The organism is Emticicia sp. 21SJ11W-3 (assembly GCF_024138715.1).
GTDB classification, from domain to species: domain Bacteria; phylum Bacteroidota; class Bacteroidia; order Cytophagales; family Spirosomataceae; genus Emticicia; species Emticicia fluvialis.
The window spans coordinates 5,143,500-5,159,037 of sequence record NZ_CP092074.1; the positions used below are offsets into that span (position 1 = coordinate 5,143,500).

At 42.4% G+C, this 15,538-nt stretch carries 11 protein-coding genes; 4 read left to right on the top strand and 7 right to left on the bottom strand.

Going from position 1 to position 15,538, the window contains the following annotated elements; translation table 11 throughout:
• The first annotated feature begins 49 nt into the window (after window positions 1-49).
• Complete coding sequence (locus MB380_RS21715) at window positions 50-3,457, top strand: HEAT repeat domain-containing protein (RefSeq protein WP_253531746.1); 3,408 nt, start codon at window positions 50-52, stop codon at window positions 3,455-3,457.
• A 67-nt stretch (window positions 3,458-3,524) separates the two neighbouring features.
• Here MB380_RS21715 and MB380_RS21720 read toward each other — a convergent pair whose 3' ends face one another.
• The 4 genes from MB380_RS21720 to MB380_RS21735 form a co-directional block, all read right to left on the bottom strand.
• Complete coding sequence (locus MB380_RS21720; RefSeq protein WP_253531748.1) at window positions 3,525-4,820, bottom strand: energy transducer TonB; 1,296 nt, start codon at window positions 4,818-4,820, stop codon at window positions 3,525-3,527.
• Complete coding sequence (locus MB380_RS21725; RefSeq protein WP_253531750.1) at window positions 4,820-5,395, bottom strand: RNA polymerase sigma factor; 576 nt, start codon at window positions 5,393-5,395, stop codon at window positions 4,820-4,822. Before MB380_RS21725 ends, MB380_RS21720 begins: the two co-directional genes overlap by 1 nt.
• Window positions 5,396-5,511: 116 nt before the next feature.
• The gene (locus MB380_RS21730) at window positions 5,512-6,618 is read right to left on the bottom strand and encodes a hypothetical protein (protein WP_253531759.1); all 1,107 of its coding nucleotides are present in this window, start codon (window positions 6,616-6,618) and stop codon (window positions 5,512-5,514) included.
• 110 nt (window positions 6,619-6,728) lie between these two features.
• Window positions 6,729-7,511, bottom strand: a complete 783-nt coding sequence (locus MB380_RS21735; protein WP_253531761.1) for an enoyl-CoA hydratase/isomerase family protein — start codon at window positions 7,509-7,511, stop codon at window positions 6,729-6,731.
• 172 nt (window positions 7,512-7,683) lie between these two features.
• On the opposite strand from MB380_RS21735, the gene MB380_RS21740 reads away from it, so the two are divergent.
• Both MB380_RS21740 and MB380_RS21745 read left to right on the top strand, forming a co-directional pair.
• Window positions 7,684-9,732, top strand: a complete 2,049-nt coding sequence (locus MB380_RS21740) for a KUP/HAK/KT family potassium transporter (RefSeq protein WP_101724890.1) — start codon at window positions 7,684-7,686, stop codon at window positions 9,730-9,732.
• 20 nt (window positions 9,733-9,752) lie between these two features.
• A complete protein-coding gene (locus MB380_RS21745) occupies window positions 9,753-10,814 on the top strand; it encodes an NAD-dependent epimerase/dehydratase family protein (RefSeq protein WP_253531763.1) in 1,062 nt (353 codons plus the stop codon).
• A gap of 39 nt (window positions 10,815-10,853) precedes the next feature.
• Here MB380_RS21745 and hemE read toward each other — a convergent pair whose 3' ends face one another.
• Window positions 10,854-11,879 (bottom strand): uroporphyrinogen decarboxylase, encoded by a 1,026-nt coding sequence (gene hemE, locus MB380_RS21750; protein WP_253535657.1) that lies wholly within the window; start codon window positions 11,877-11,879, stop codon window positions 10,854-10,856.
• Between the two features lie 609 nt (window positions 11,880-12,488).
• On the opposite strand from hemE, the gene MB380_RS21755 reads away from it, so the two are divergent.
• Window positions 12,489-13,283 carry a Rossmann-like and DUF2520 domain-containing protein gene (locus MB380_RS21755; protein ID WP_253531765.1) on the top strand — a complete coding sequence of 265 codons (795 nt, stop codon included), beginning with the start codon at window positions 12,489-12,491 and terminating at the stop codon, window positions 13,281-13,283.
• A gap of 61 nt (window positions 13,284-13,344) precedes the next feature.
• Here MB380_RS21755 and fbaA read toward each other — a convergent pair whose 3' ends face one another.
• Both fbaA and MB380_RS21765 read right to left on the bottom strand, forming a co-directional pair.
• Window positions 13,345-14,427, bottom strand: a complete 1,083-nt coding sequence (fbaA, locus tag MB380_RS21760) for a class II fructose-bisphosphate aldolase (RefSeq protein ID WP_101724894.1) — start codon at window positions 14,425-14,427, stop codon at window positions 13,345-13,347.
• A 179-nt stretch (window positions 14,428-14,606) separates the two neighbouring features.
• A complete protein-coding gene (locus tag MB380_RS21765) occupies window positions 14,607-15,524 on the bottom strand; it encodes a polysaccharide deacetylase family protein (protein WP_253531767.1) in 918 nt (305 codons plus the stop codon).
• Window positions 15,525-15,538: the final 14 nt, after the last annotated feature.

Below are 15,538 nucleotides of genomic sequence, written 5' to 3' on the forward strand. Positions count from 1 at the left end.
ATTCATTATTTTTCGGCTCTTTTTTAAATTCTAATCATTATTAAATCTCATGACATTTAAAACCCCAATTAAAAGTAAGGCGTTTCTTTTGCTTTTATCTATTGTTTTGGTTGTATCGTGCATGCGCTCGTCTACAACTAAAGACAAACCCATTGTTGTTACTGAAGACCCCGCACAGGCAGTTGCCAAAGCGAAAGAAATTCGTGAAAAAACGGCTGCAAAGTTGGCTGATGGCCTGCAGATGACCCTTTGGGCGTCTGACTCGCTGGCTCCGGACCCGGTTGCCATGACCATCGACGACTGGGGACGTGTGTATCTGACCCGTACCAACAGACAGAAAAACTCAGAGTTTGATATTCGTGGGCACCGCGACTGGATGACGGCCTCTATTGGCTTGCAGACCGTAGAAGACCGCCGGGCTTTTTTGAAAAGCACATTTGCACCCGAAAAAAGCAAGGAAAACGAATGGCTGAAAGACCTGAACGAAGACGGCTCTCATGACTGGCGAGATCTTGCCGTGGAAAAAGATGAAATCTGGCGGATTGAAGACAAAAACAAAGATGGCATTGCTGATATTTCTACACGCATTCTGAGCGACTTTTCTACCGAAGTTACCGACGTTGCCGGAGGGATTCTGGTTAGAGAAAAAGATATGTTTGTAAGTATTGCACCTGATGTGTGGCGTTTAACCGACAAAAACGGCGACGGGATTCCTGACACCAAAACTTCAATCAGCCATGGTTATGCTGTGCATATTGGTTTCAGTGGTCATGGTATGTCTGGCCTAACAGAAGGCCCGGACGGACGAATTTACTGGAACATAGGCGATATTGGCGCAAATGTTACCACTAAAGACGGCAAGAAATTTGAACACCCAAACTCGGGTATTATTGCGCGCTCAAACCCTGACGGCAGCGATTTCGAGATTTTTGCAGCGGGGCTTCGTAATACCCACGAATTTGCGTTCGATGAATACGGCAACCTGATATCATCAGACAACGACGGCGATCATCCCGGCGAAAGCGAAAGGCTCGTACACGTAGTTGAGGGTTCAGATGCAGGCTGGCGCTCTAACTGGCAATATGGTAAATATACAGACCCCAAAAACAACAAATACAAAGTCTGGATGGATGAGGGCTTGTATAAACCACGTTGGGACGGGCAGGCAGCTTATATCATTCCGCCCATCAGAAACTATCATAATGGCCCAACAGGCATGATTTACAACCCAGGTACCGCGTTGGGTTCAGAATGGAAAAACAAGTTCTTTCTGGTAGAGTTTGTGGGTACGCCAACGCGCTCGCACATCTGGTCTTTTGGTTTAAAACCTAAAGGTGCTTCATTTGATTTTGACAGCGAAAAAGATGTAGTAAGTGGCATTTTGCCGACGGGCATCCGTTTCGGTCCGGATGGTGCACTATATGTAGCTGACTGGATTAACGGCTGGGGAACCAAAAACTATGGCCGTATCTGGAAAATAGATGTAAATGCCGACAAAAATGACCTGAAAGCGCAAAGAGAAGAAACCAAGCGCCTGATGCAGCTAAAATATGCCGAGCAGACTGACGACCAGTTGTATAGCCTATTGATGTATGCCGATATGCGTATCCGCCAGAAAGCACAGTTTGAACTGGCCCAAAGAGACAAAAGAGGCTTTGCCATTTTTAACAAAGCTATTGCACAGAAACAGAACCAACTGGCGCGTATACATGGTATTTGGGGTATTGGTCAGTTAACGCGCATGAATAAGTCATTTGGCGCCGCTTTGGGAGAGCTGTTGAACGATAAAGATGAAGAAATAGTAGCCCAGGCGGCCAAAGTTATTGGCGATGCCCGCGTAACTACTTTTGGCAGCCAGTTGATTCCTTTATTGAAAAGCTCAAATGCCCGTGTAAGATTCTTTGCCGCAGAAGCGTTGGGCCGCACGGCTAATCACGATGCCGTTCAGCCTTTAATAGACTTATTGAAAGCCAATAACGACACTGATTTGTATATCAGACACGCCGCAGTTCTGGCCTTATCCAGAATCGGCAAGGCAGAGCCTATCATTGCACTTTCAAGCAATTCAAGCAAGGCGCTCAGAACAGCCGCAGTTCTGGTTTTAAGAAGATTAAAAGACCCTAATATCAGTGTTTTCTTAAACGATGCTGACGAGTATATTGTGGCAGAGGCCGCCAGAGCCATCAATGATGATTTGTCTATTGAAGCTGCCTTACCTGCACTGGCCGCTACGCTGAAAGACAAACGTATTAAATCGGAGGTTATTATCAGAAGAGCCATCAACGCGGCTTTACGTGTTGGAGGAGACAAAGAACTGGATTTATTAATTGATTTTGCCAAAAGAACTGATATAAAAGACGAGTTGAAAGCCGAGGCCCTGGCTACTTTGGGTTCATGGGCTAACCCGTCGGTGCTTGACCGTGTAGATGGCCGTTATCGTGGTAAAATTGAAAGAGACCCGGCCATAGCCAGAAACAAAGTTCAACCACATATTGCAGTATTTCTGAAAGAAAAGAATCCGGAAACTATTATTGCTACGGCAGGCCTGCTGGCTGATTTGAATATCACAGATGCCAATAACCAGTTGGTTGCTATTTATGAAGCCAGTAACGATGCCAAAGTAAAAATTGCTTTGTTATCTGCCCTGAACACGCTGAAGTATTCTGAAATGGATGCATTGATGAAGAAAGGCATGGACGATAAGGATGAAACTGTAAGAACATCTGCTCTGGGCTTATTGAATAACTCAAACGTAACGAAAGAGTCTTTACCTGCTATTGTAAACTCAATCTTTACTAAGGGCAGCGTTAGAGAACAACAACAGATGCTTGCGGTATTAACCAAAATGGATGCCGATAAAACACAGGTTATATTGGAAGACCTGGTTACGCAATTGATAGATAAAAAGTTATCTCCTAATATTGCCCTTGAATTAAAAGAGGCTGTTGATGCCAAAGGCCCGGAAGCACTGAAAGCCAGGCTGGCCGCCAATAGTGTGCATAATTCGCCTATGGATGAGTTTAGAGAAGCCTTGTTTGGTGGCAATAGATTTGCCGGCAGACAGTATTTCAACACTAACTCAACCGGGCAGTGTGTAAGATGCCACTCTTTAGGGGGTGTTGGTGGCGCCGTTGGGCCTCCATTGACACATATTGGTGATGTGCTGACCCGTGAACAGATTCTGCAGGCTTTGATTGAACCAAGTGCCAGAATTTCTCCCGGTTTTGGTTCAGTTATGATTAAGCTGAAAGACGGTCAGGAAATAACCGGAACATTGGCTAAGGAAACAGAAACTGAATTAACTATCAACACATCTGATGCCGAGCCGCTGATTATTCCGGTAGCACGTATTGCCAAAAGAGAAAACATGCCATCAGGCATGCCTCCGATGGGAACACTGATGTCGAAAAGAGAAATCAGAGATATGGTAGAGTTTTTATCAAGTCTGAAAAAGTAAACCTACAGATATTAATCAAAAAAGCGCTTCAGATTTGCTGAGGCGCTTTTTTGGTTTAACGGCATCTTTATCTAACCCTTACAACAACCTGTCTGGTGCTGTAAACCGGGGTATCATCTTTAATAGCCGGAAACCACCACGGCCCGTTTTTAATCAGCCTGATGGCCTCTTCATCATAGCCAGAACCCATACCTTTAACGATAGAAAAATCTGATAGCTCGCCTTTATCACTTATTTTAAAACTCACCACTACCCTGCCCTTTACTCTTTTCTCGATGGGTATTGACGGTAACTTCATATTTTCTTTCAGATATAGCTCAAAAGCTTCCCAGCCATACTCGGGCTTGGCCTGAATGGCATTTACTTCATTGGGGCTTCTTACCGAAATACCCGGTTTGTTATACAGGTTGATATTGTACTCACTGTAAACCACTTTTCCAGACTCGACTGACTTTACCGGCACCTCCATTTGTGGAAGCAATAAGCTGTTAAAGACCAATACATCGCCTTTTCTGGTATCTTTTAATCTGAACCGGCCTTCTTCATCTGTTTTTACACCGGTAAATTTACCCCTTATCACAACGGTTACATCTTTCATAGGCTCATAGTCTTCATCTACTACGATACCTGTTATGACGGCCGTAGGCATACGAGCCACCGCGCCAGACGTTACGATGTCATTAGTTGAAAATCCATCCACTGTAGCTGATGTTTTCTTTTCTGCCGTGGCTGCAACAGCAGCAGGCTGAACCTGCACATCCTCTGCCAGAGGTTCGGTTTCTTTTGGTACAACGGCAGTGCGGGCGTCTTCCTGTAAGTGCGGGTAATCTGCCACACCAGCGCCGGCCGGTTGTGATTGTTTAATACTATACAGCGCTTGCTTCTTTTCCGCCAAATCAGGTCGTTTCTGGTCAATTTTTTGGGTTTCTATCTGCTGGTATTCAATATTTGCTGTTTGGGCTGGCTGCATTTGTTTTTCTTTTTGCCCGAGGGCTACCGGAGCCTTTACGGCCTCTTTGTTGAGCCAGAAAAGCAGAGTAGTAATAACCATTGCCACCGCGGCCGCAATGCCTATTGACACACGCCAGGCGTTATTCCATCCGGGGCGAACTTGCTTACCTGTTGGTTTGTTGATTCTATGCTGAAGCCTTGCTTTTAAGTCCGCTACAATTTTTTCTTCTGATATACCGTCTTCATCCAGTTTTTTAAAACCCTCGCTGGCATCGGCATAGAACGGCTGTCTGAGTAGTATTTTCTCTACCCGATTCATTTCCCGGAACGTCATTTCTCCTGCCTCGTATCTTTTTAAATCCTCGGCTGTGAGTAGACTTTGTTCCTGTTCTATGCTTTTTTTCTTTGTCATTAGTTGTTTTTTCCCATACAAATTTTCAGGTTCCGCTTGCCATTCTGAATATAGCTTTTCACTTTATTCATCTCCAGTCGGGTTTGTTCTGCTATCTCTTTGTAACATTTGCCTTGTATATAAAACAAATCAATACATCTTTTCTGTTCAGATTCCAGCCCTTCAATACAGGTTTCCAGTTTTTGTAAATCAGCTTCAACGTCAAGGTCGTCATCAGGTAGATGCACAAAAATTTCTTTTTCCATAAAATCGTCATCAAACAATTGCAAACCACCCACTTCTATCTTTTTTTCCCGCAAATGCATCAGACAATAATTGCGCGCCACGCTATGCAACCAGCTTTTAAAATTAGTGATGCTGTGCTTTTTCAGAGAGCCAATCAATTGTTCAAAAATGGCCATAGTGGCATCTTTGCTTTCTTCTTCGTCTCGCAGATATTGGTAGCAAACAGCAAAAACCATTTCTATGTGTCGGGCATACAATTCGCCGAGCATATTCAAATCACTGCTTTTCTGATAGGCCTCCAGGTATTCGGCATCAGTGCGTGGATTTGATTTTCTCTTGAAAAAATGCATGCGACAGCTTTTGTGTTTATCAGCCCAATTTAATCATTCTTGTTAGAAAAAAACAAGCTGATTTTTGTGGAGTAGGTACCTACAAAAAAGACCCTGATTACTCAGGGTCTTTTTTGTTATTTGCAACTGTATGAAAATATCTGCTCCGACTCTTGTGGGTCTTCTTTTGGGACCAATACTGTGGCTTTCATTTTAGATGGATACCCGTTTTTGGTATATTCATATTTATAGGTGTACTTAATCTCTCCTACTAAATCCCCTATATTTACCAGTACTTTACTGCTCAATGTATTATTTGCATTAAAATACATAGTTAAGTCTCCACCAAAAACAACACCCTGAATTATATATGGAAAAAATGCCTTTGCTAAACTCGGACTACTTTGGACATTTGGTTTATCATCAAAACTACCGTTTTCTAATAATGTTATTCTTTTACCTTCATTTTCTATTGAAATTTTCTTGATGTTATTTTTAGCATCATACTCAATGAAAAAATCAACATTAGTAGTTTTTTTGGTTTTTTTCCTAAGCCCTTTTCTACCACCGCCGTCATCTTCTCCACCTTCATTACCATCGTCTTCTCCGCTATCATCTCCACCGCTGTCACCGCCATCTCCTTCATCACCGCCGGTGTCTTCACCATTATCACCGCCGGTGTCTCCACCATCATCACCACCGCCATCTCCTTCACCACCGCCGTTGTTTCCTCCATCATCATTACCGCCTTCATCGTCGTCTCCTTCTTCTCCTCCATTACCACCACCCGGCGTCTCTTCTTCTTCTTCAGTAACTAGTGTGATTTTTTCAACCTGGCCATTTGCGTTAGTAGTATAAATAAACTCGCTATGCATTGAAAGCATCTTGCCTTTTAAATCATAAACAGCCTTAGAAATATTACCTTTCCCGTCATATTCATATTTAATAGTCTCCTCATCTCCTTCATTAGAGGTCAACTTTACGATACGATCCTTATCATCATATTCAAACCTAAATCCTTTATTACCCGTAAGTTGGCTGACCAACAAATTTTTTGAATTATATGAAAGCTTTACTATCACTGAATCTTCACCGTCTACTTGTTTCATCTCCGTAACAGTGCATGTTTGCATCGGCTCCTTCGCACCATTAGGATTAACAAGAAAAAGGTCTTCACTGCCACAAGACAAAAGAGTAAAAGTTGAGATGGCTGCTACAGCAATGAGCAGTATAGTTTTTTTCATTGTGAGTTAATTTTGGTTGTTTGTGTTTCTTGATACAAAAGTAGGAAAAAAAACAATTACAGCCATTACAAGCAAGCTGCTGAATCAGTGGATTATATGTATTTTAGCCTTTATTTACCTTGAAAGACGGGTTTCCTTTTCTGTAAAAACGCCATCACCCCTTCTGCAAAATCGTGTGTCGTACCCAACAAATCCTGATTAACGGCTTCCTGCTCCAATACATCTTCCAGTGTTGAGTTAAAACTCTGGTTCAGTACCTTTTTCATTACTGCTATTGAGCGTGTTGCAGCCGTTTTATAGAAACCCGTAAGCTCATTAACGGCCTCATCCAGTTTTTCATAAGGTACGGCTTTACTTACCAGGCCTAGTTGCAGGGCTTCTTCCATAAATATCTTTCTACCGGTGCTGCATAATTCAAAGGTTTTGTGGGGCCCGATGATGCGCGGCAGAAAAAACATAGACCCGGCGTCTGGCATTAGTCCTATACCCACAAACAATTCACTCATGTAGGCTGCTTCATGGGCAACTATCAGATCACAGGCCAGTGCCAGAGACATTCCTGCCCCGGTGGCAATGCCATTTAGGCGGCAGATAACCGGTTTCTCTGCATTGCGGATAGCCAGCACCATCGGGTTATAGTTTTCTCGCAACGATTCACCCAATGAGAATGTTCCGCCTTCTAATCCGGCTTTTAAATCTGCCCCTGAACAAAAAGCTTTGTCGCCGGTTCCGGTTATAACAATAGCCCTTATGTCTTCATTCCGGTCGGCCGATTGCACAGCCTGGGTTATTTCTTTAATAAGTGCGGTGCTTAGTGCGTTATATACCTGGGGCCTGTTAAGTGTAATAGTAGCTGTGTTCTCCGAAATTTCATAGATTATATTTTCGTACATAATTGATATTCAGGTTTTTATTATTTTATGTAATTTAAACTGGCTGAAAATTGTTATATTATATACACAAATTTGACAACTAAAGTGGCTTATCCAAACATTTTCAAACAAAATTTATAGGAATTCACATTGATGCGATATATTTGCGAACTTTTTTTAATTTTTCTCCAAAATGGAATTAAATAAACCGTTAACCGGTAATGGAAGTGGTTCCATACATCATAACCTCGATAAAGTTTCTGCTGCAGGTTTGTTAGTTGCACTTGGTATAATTTATGGTGATATTGGTACGTCTCCGCTATATGTTTTAAAAGCAATTGCCGGAACCGAACCAATTAATCAGGAAGTTATTTATGGTGCCTTGTCGTGTATTTTCTGGACACTGACCATGCAAACCACTGTGAAGTACGTTATTCTTACACTCAGAGCCGACAATAAAGGCGAAGGGGGAATTCTGGCTTTATTTGCATTAGTACGCCGCCACGCCAAATGGCTCACCGTTCCTGCCATTATTGGCGCCAGTGCATTACTGGCCGACGGTATCATTACCCCTCCTATTTCTGTTACCTCTGCTATTGAGGGGCTCCGGATTACTTTTCCACAAATAACGCCCGACACTATTGTAAAAATTGTGTTGGTTATTTTGTCTGGATTGTTTCTGGTTCAGATACTGGGCACCAAAAAGGTAGGGTTTTTGTTTGGCCCTCTCATGTTTTTATGGTTTGGTATGCTGGCAACGTTGGGTTTTTCCTGGATTATCCGCGACGCCACTGTTTTAAAGGCCCTGAACCCTTATTATGCTTACAAGCTGCTGGTTCATCATCCGGGTGGATTCTGGCTTCTTGGCGCTGTTTTTCTTTGTACTACAGGGGCTGAAGCGCTTTATTCTGATTTAGGACACTGTGGCCGTGGTAATATCCGTATCAGCTGGATTTTTGTGAAGCTTTGCCTGATTCTGAATTACCTCGGACAAGGGGTATATGTGATGCAATTTGCCGGACAAAAGGCGGCAAGTATCCCCAACTTTAATCCTTTTTATGGGCTTATGCCTGAGTGGTTCTTGCCATTCGGCATTGTAATTGCTACTTCTGCTGCAATTATTGCCAGCCAGGCTTTAATAAGCGGTTCTTTCACATTAGTATCAGAGGCTATTCGTCTGAATTTCTGGCCTAAGATAAAAATTAATTATCCATCAGACCAGAAAGGCCAATTGTACGTTCCGAGCATTAATATTCTGCTCTGGATTGGCTGCCTCGGTGTTGAGCTGTATTTCTTTAACGTAGCCAAAGAAAGAACCCTGGAGGGTGTACCAACAGATACGTCTTCTGCCATGGAGGCCGCTTATGGGCTGGCCATCACGCTTACCATGTTAATGACCACCATGCTGATGTCTTATTACCTTTATGCCAAGAAATATAATATCTGGGGTGTATTGCTGTTTATGCTGGTGTATTTCTTTATTGAAGGGGCATTTCTGATTGCCAACCTGGAGAAATTCCCTCATGGTGGCTATGTATCTCTCATTATAGGGGGCATTCTTGCGCTTATAATGTATATCTGGATAATGGCATTTAACATAAAAATGCGCCTTACAGAATATGAAAAGCTGGATAAATACGTTGAGTCTCTTCAGGAATTAAGTAATGACATCACGGTTCCAAAATATGCCACTCACCTGGTTTTTTTAAGTAATGCCTCGCGTGCGTCAGAGATTGAAAACAAGATAATTTACTCTATTTTCCAGAAACGCCCGAAGCGAGCAGATGTGTACTGGTTTGTGCATGTGGATACACTCGATGACCCATACACCATGGAGTATAAAGTAAAAACCATTGCCCCTGATGACGTTTATAAAGTAAACTTCCGCCTGGGTTTCCGGGTGCCGCATAAGGTAAATCTGTACTTTAAAAAGGTTCTGGAAGACATGGTTAAATGTGGCGAGGTAGATATCAGAAGCCGTTACGAATCTTTGAATAAACATAATGTGATTGGTGACTTCCGCTTTGTGGTTTTAGAGAAGTTTCTGTCTTATGATAACCAGCTTCCTTTTGGCGAAAACCTGATTATGAAGGCTTATTTCTTCATCAAAGAATTTACACCTTCTGAAGACAAATGGTTTGGGCTGGATAGCAGCTCGGTAAAAGTAGAAAAAGTACCGCTTGTGATTAGGCCGGCAGAAAACATTAATCTGAAAAGAGTGCCCTGGCAGAATAACGGATAACACAACCTAAAAACTTATATATGCGAATTTTAATTACCGGAGGTGCCGGATTCGTCGGTTCTTCGCTGGCTATTGCGCTCAAACAAAATTATCCTTCTTATGAAGTTTTCTGTCTTGACAACCTCAGAAGAAAGGGGTCTGAGTTAAATGTGGCCCGGCTGGGAAAACACGGTATAAGTTTTATTCATGGCGATATTCGCAACAAAGAAGATTTTGATACCCTGCCAGTGGTGGATTCAATCATCGAGGCATCGGCAGAGCCATCCGTACTGGCCGGGTTGAATGGCTCGCCAGACTATCTGATTAATACCAACCTGTTTGGTACTGTTAACTGCCTTAACTATGCTGTGCGTTGCAAGGCTAATTTTATTTTTCTCTCTACAAGCCGTATTTATCCGATAAAAACCATCGAAACGCTTGATTTTAGAGAATCTGAAACACGCTTTGAACTAACAGATAATCAGCAAATAAAAGGCGTCTCTTCAAAAGGAATTGCTGAAGATTTTCCGCTGGATGGCGCCCGTTCTCTTTATGGAACCACCAAGCTGGCCTCTGAGCTTATCATTCAGGAATATAACGAGTTTTATAACCTGAAAACCGTTATTAACCGCTGCGGTGTTTTAACCGGCCCCTGGCAAATGGGTAAAGTAGACCAGGGCGTAATGGTTCTCTGGATTGCCAAACATTTTTTTGAACAACAACTGGCTTACATTGGCTATGGCGGCAAAGGAAAACAAACAAGGGATATGCTGCACGTGGCAGACCTTTACAGACTAATTGACTGGCAGCTTCATAACATTGATAAAATAAACGGCGAAATTCTGAACGCCGGAGGTGGTGTAGAAGTAAGTGCCTCATTGCAGGAGCTAACCAGCATTTGCCAGAAAGTTACCGGTAAAACTATCCCAATCAGTCAGGTAGCAGAGAACCGTCCGGCAGATATCCGGTTGTATATTACCGACAACTCAAAAGTAACGGCACTGACAGGCTGGAAGCCGCAGATAGGTATAGAACAAATTGTAGAAGATATAACGGCCTGGCTTGCCGAAAACAGGGAAGCCCTTGAACCGATATTAAAGTAAACGATAAAGCCGTTCAGAATCTGAACGGCTTTATCGTTTTTATACCGAATACGTTTTTACGGTTTCAAAGAAGCACTTCACTTTTTCGGGGTCTGTGTCAGGGTAAACACCATGCCCCAGGTTAGCTATGTATCTTTGTGTACCAAAGGCTTTCAGCATCTTTTTGGTCTGTTTTTCAATTTCCTTAAACGATGCATACAACACGCAGGGGTCCAGGTTACCCTGCAGCGTTTTACCGGGCAGCATTCTGCGCGACTCCCGGATGTCCATGTTCCAGTCAATACCCACTACGTTGCAATTCAGTTTCGACATCTCCTTACGGGCAAAGAAAGCCCCTTTTGCAAAAACCGTTACCGGCACCTCATCGATTGCATCGCAAATCTGGGCAATATAAGGCAAAGAAAACTTTCTGTATTGGTCTGGCGAAAGAATGCCGGCCCATGAATCGAAAATCTGCACCAAATCGGCTCCGTGGCGCGCCTGGGCTTTCAGATAGGTAATGGTACTGTCTGTTATCTTTTGAAGCAGCAGGTGCGCTAATTGGGGCTGAGAATACAGCATCTTTTTAGCTGTAGAGAATGTTTTAGACCCCCGCCCCTCAACCATGTAGCAAAAGATAGTAAAAGGCGCCCCTGCAAAGCCTATCAGCGGCACGCAGCCGTTGAGTTCTTTCTTTACAATATCAATAGCGGCAAGTACATACCCAAGGTCTGTCTCGGGGTCACTTATTTTCAGCGCATCTACATCTTTTTTTGATTGTACTACTTTGGGGAATACCGGGCCCCGGGCCTCAATCATTTCGTAGGGTAAACCCATAGCCTCTGGCACAACCAGAATATCCGAAAAAATGATGGCGGCGTCGGTTTTCAGAATATCAACCGGTTGAATCGTTACTTCTGCGGCCAGCTCAGGTGTAGTGGCTAACTTAATAAAGCTGCCTGCCTGAGCCCTTACGGCTCTGTACTCAGGTAAAATCCTGCCTGCCTGACGCATCATCCAGACCGGTACGCGCTCTACCTGCTCTCCTCTGGCAGCACGTAAAAGCAAATCATTTTGTAATTCCATGCCACAAAGATAATTAAAAACGCAGGTCGTGCTTTGAGACATAGGCATATTTATATAAAAAAAGCCATGAGTTTCGCTCATGGCCCGTTCGGTTAACCTGAATGTCCTCTTTAATTCTACAGGGAGTTTTTGATTTTAAGTAATTACAGCAGTTAACGTCACTATTTCTTTCTTGGGATACGCTTAAACAAAAGCCTTTTGGTTTAAGAATGTCTGCAATTCACAAACTTGTTTTGCTTAAACCAAAGCCATATTAGCGCCGGTTTTTAAGTATTATTAACTATGTCTATTCTGAAATACTTAGTTTTTTTCTTGACCGGCTCTGCTAATATACAACGTAAACCGCACGTTTTCAAGTGTTTGCATATTTTTTAGCGCAATTTTCTCTGTTTCCAACTGAAAATCAGGCTGATAAAAAAATTAAATCCTGGTGCGTAAAAACAGCTGTTCAATGCTGTATGTCAAGATTAGCGTATTGAAAAAAACAGTTGTTTTTCTACCTTTCCGGCACCTATTAAATTTGAGAACTAGTTTTAAGGTTACTTGCTATTATTCGGCCGTTTTTTCTGATTTTTGCAGCCATTAGTTTAATCGTTAACTAAAAGCATCATGAAGATTTCAATGATTGGTGCCGGTAATGTGGCCTGGCACTTAAGCATTGCACTGGAAGATCACCACCATCAGGTATGTGAAGTGTATAGTCGTAAGCAGGTAAAGGCGCGGGCGCTGGTTTCAATGCTGTATCAGGCAAAGGTCAAAACTGACCTCGACTTTTCTGAAAGCGCTGCTGAAGTTTTTATTCTGGCCGTTGCTGATGATGCCATTGCCGAAGTATGTTCAATGCTGGTTTTACCAGAGAATGCCATTCTGGTGCACACTTCCGGAACAAAAAGTCTGGAAGATTTGCAAAACCTGATGATTGCCCACCATGATTTACCTGTCAGATGTGGCGTATTTTATCCGTTAATGACTTTCAGCATTCAGAAAAAAATGTCGTTGAAAGAAGTGCCGTTTTGCATTGAGGCCGAGGAGGCATCTGCCGAAGACAAACTGGTACAACTGGCGCAGAGCGTAAGCAATACAGTATATCTGATAAGCTCACGCGAAAGAAAAGTGCTGCATGTTGCAGCGGTATTTGCCTGCAATTTTACCAACCATTTACTGGCGCTTGCTAACGAAATTACCACCGAAGAAAACCTGGAATTTGAATTACTGAAACCGCTAATAAAAGAAACTTTTCAGAAAGCTTTGCTGGCTGACCATCCGGCTGATGTACAAACCGGACCGGCAATAAGAGGAGATAAATCAACTATTAATACCCATCTGTTGTATCTGAACAACCAGCCTGATTTGTTTGAGATTTATGAAGTAATGAGCGAAAGTATCAGGAAGTGGCATTCCTGAAAAAAGAAAATCATCAGCCTGCAAATAAGCTGATGATTTAAAAGCCGAACCCGGCTGCTGATTAAAACAAACCTTCGCAACGATTGATACAATTCAAATCTTCGAAAGCTATTTTCAGACGGCTAATCATGCTTTCTTCGCCTTTACGAAGCCAGACACGTGGGTCATAATATTTTTTGTTCGGAGAATCTGAACCTTCAGGGTTACCCAGCTGGCCTTGCAAATATCCTTCTTTGTCTTTGTAATATTTCAGGATTCCTTCCCAGGTTGACCATTGGACGTCGGTATCGATGTTCATTTTTACGGCACCATATTTAATGGCTTCTCTGATTTCTTCACGAGATGAACCTGAACCACCATGGAACACGAAGTTTACTGGTAATTCACCGGTACCGAATTTTTCTTTGATGTAATCCTGAGAGTTTTTCAGAATAATCGGCTGTAACTTCACATTACCTGGTTTATAAACACCATGAACGTTTCCAAATGCCGCAGCAATAGTGAAGTTCGGAGAGATTTTCTTCAGTTCTTCGTAAGCATACGCTACTTCTGATGGCTGAGTATATAGTTTTGAGCTGTCAACATCTGAGTTATCAACACCGTCTTCTTCTCCGCCTGTTACACCTAGTTCAATTTCAAGGGTCATGCCTAATTTAGACATACGCTCGAAGTATTTTACGCATATTTCTATGTTCTCTTCGATTGGCTCTTCTGAAAGGTCAATCATGTGCGAGCCAAACAATGGCTTGCCGTGTAGGTCGAAGTATTTTTCACCTGCATCTAAAAGACCATCTAACCAAGGTAAAAGTTTCTTTGCACAGTGGTCGGTATGCAAAACCACCGGAATGCCATACATTTCGGCAATCTGGTGTACATGTATAGCTCCTGATATTGCACCGGCAATAGAGGCTTCCTGATTTTTGTTTGGTAGAGATTTCCCTGCATAAAAAGATGCACCGCCATTTGAGAACTGAACAATAACCGGCGAATTAACAGCTTTTGCTGCTTCCATTACACCATTTACTGAGTTTGTTCCTACAACATTAACAGCGGGTAGGGCATAATCGTTTTCGTTGGCGTGGCGTAATAAAGCAGCAAGTGCTTCACCTGAAACTACGCCCGGCTTAATCAAAGATTGACTCATGTTAAGTATTTTGAATTTTAAAAAGAATAAATGTTATTATAGATATGTAGATGAAGCCAGTTTTAAATTTTATGCAAATTAGATATTTTTAAAAAATTTGTATCAGAAAATAACGAAAAGTTTACATTATATAGCCTTACTGGGTGGTTAAAAATGGGGTTTTCAAAAAATATAACCTGTTATTTTGCTTCATACAGAGCTCTGATGTCGGCGGGAATCTCCACTTCTTTCAAAGCTGATTTTTTTTTATCTGTTATTTTCCATCTGTGCAGCCATGAGAAACCACCCTTTGCCAGCACTGTATCGGCGTGTTTATACACCTCGTCTTCCAGTGCATCGCCAAGCGAAATGAAGCTGTAGCCGCGGTCGGTCATTACCTTACATAACTCGTCAAAATAATCGGCATTCAGTGCGTTTGCATGGCAAAGAAAAATATGTTTGATTGGCCTGCCTATAATCTCCTGAGTATACTTCTCGTAATAATCAAAGTAATCAATATTATGCTGAATGTATTGGCGGGCAATGCTTTTCATCAGCTCGTGTTTACCGGCTTTCATGGCATCCATGTACACTTTATTGTAGTACCAGTCGTCAGCTTCTATTGTAACGGGTGCATTAATGTACCCCTGGTCTTTCAGCACTTTTTCAAATCCATATCTTTTTGCGCTGTCGGCACCCATTTGCAAAAACGGATACCTGAAGTATTTTTTAGTATGATTATACTTTTTATTGAGCTGAGTAGTAATAATCTCACCTTTCAGTAAGTCTATTTTGAAATCTTCCAATGGGGTTGTAGTTAATGAACGATGCGAGAACGTATGATTTCCAAGCAGGTTTCCGCTGGCCAGCCATTTTTCAAGCAAAGCTACACGGGCATCAATTTCTCCGATTCTGACAGCCATCGATTCGTTCACAAAACCTACGGCCCGGATATTGTGTTTTCTTATTTTCTGAAGCAGTTTATCGGTTGAAACCTGCGCATGTTTTAAGGAGATTTCGCTGACAAACGGCAGGTCGTCAATCGTTATAGCTATCTGCTTCTGTGCATTTGCACGCGTAAAAAACATTAAAACGAATAAAGTAAAAAGGTTTTTCATAATAATAGAAAGGG

Bases quoted from the DNA above. Each gene is read 5' to 3' on its own strand.
- MB380_RS21725 (WP_253531750.1), bottom strand. From the start codon at position 5,395: ATGCATTTTTTCAAGAGAAAATCAAATCCACGCACTGATGCCGAATAC.
- MB380_RS21720 (WP_253531748.1), bottom strand. From the start codon at position 4,820: ATGACAAAGAAAAAAAGCATAGAACAGGAACAAAGTCTACTCACAGCC.
- MB380_RS21745 (WP_253531763.1), top strand. From the start codon at position 9,753: ATGCGAATTTTAATTACCGGAGGTGCCGGATTCGTCGGTTCTTCGCTG.
- MB380_RS21740 (WP_101724890.1), top strand. From the start codon at position 7,684: ATGGAATTAAATAAACCGTTAACCGGTAATGGAAGTGGTTCCATACAT.
- MB380_RS21765 (WP_253531767.1), bottom strand. From the start codon at position 15,524: ATGAAAAACCTTTTTACTTTATTCGTTTTAATGTTTTTTACGCGTGCA.
- MB380_RS21735 (WP_253531761.1), bottom strand. From the start codon at position 7,511: ATGTACGAAAATATAATCTATGAAATTTCGGAGAACACAGCTACTATT.
- fbaA (WP_101724894.1), bottom strand. From the start codon at position 14,427: ATGAGTCAATCTTTGATTAAGCCGGGCGTAGTTTCAGGTGAAGCACTT.
- MB380_RS21730 (WP_253531759.1), bottom strand. From the start codon at position 6,618: ATGAAAAAAACTATACTGCTCATTGCTGTAGCAGCCATCTCAACTTTT.
- MB380_RS21755 (WP_253531765.1), top strand. From the start codon at position 12,489: ATGAAGATTTCAATGATTGGTGCCGGTAATGTGGCCTGGCACTTAAGC.
- MB380_RS21715 (WP_253531746.1), top strand. From the start codon at position 50: ATGACATTTAAAACCCCAATTAAAAGTAAGGCGTTTCTTTTGCTTTTA.
- hemE (WP_253535657.1), bottom strand. From the start codon at position 11,879: ATGGAATTACAAAATGATTTGCTTTTACGTGCTGCCAGAGGAGAGCAG.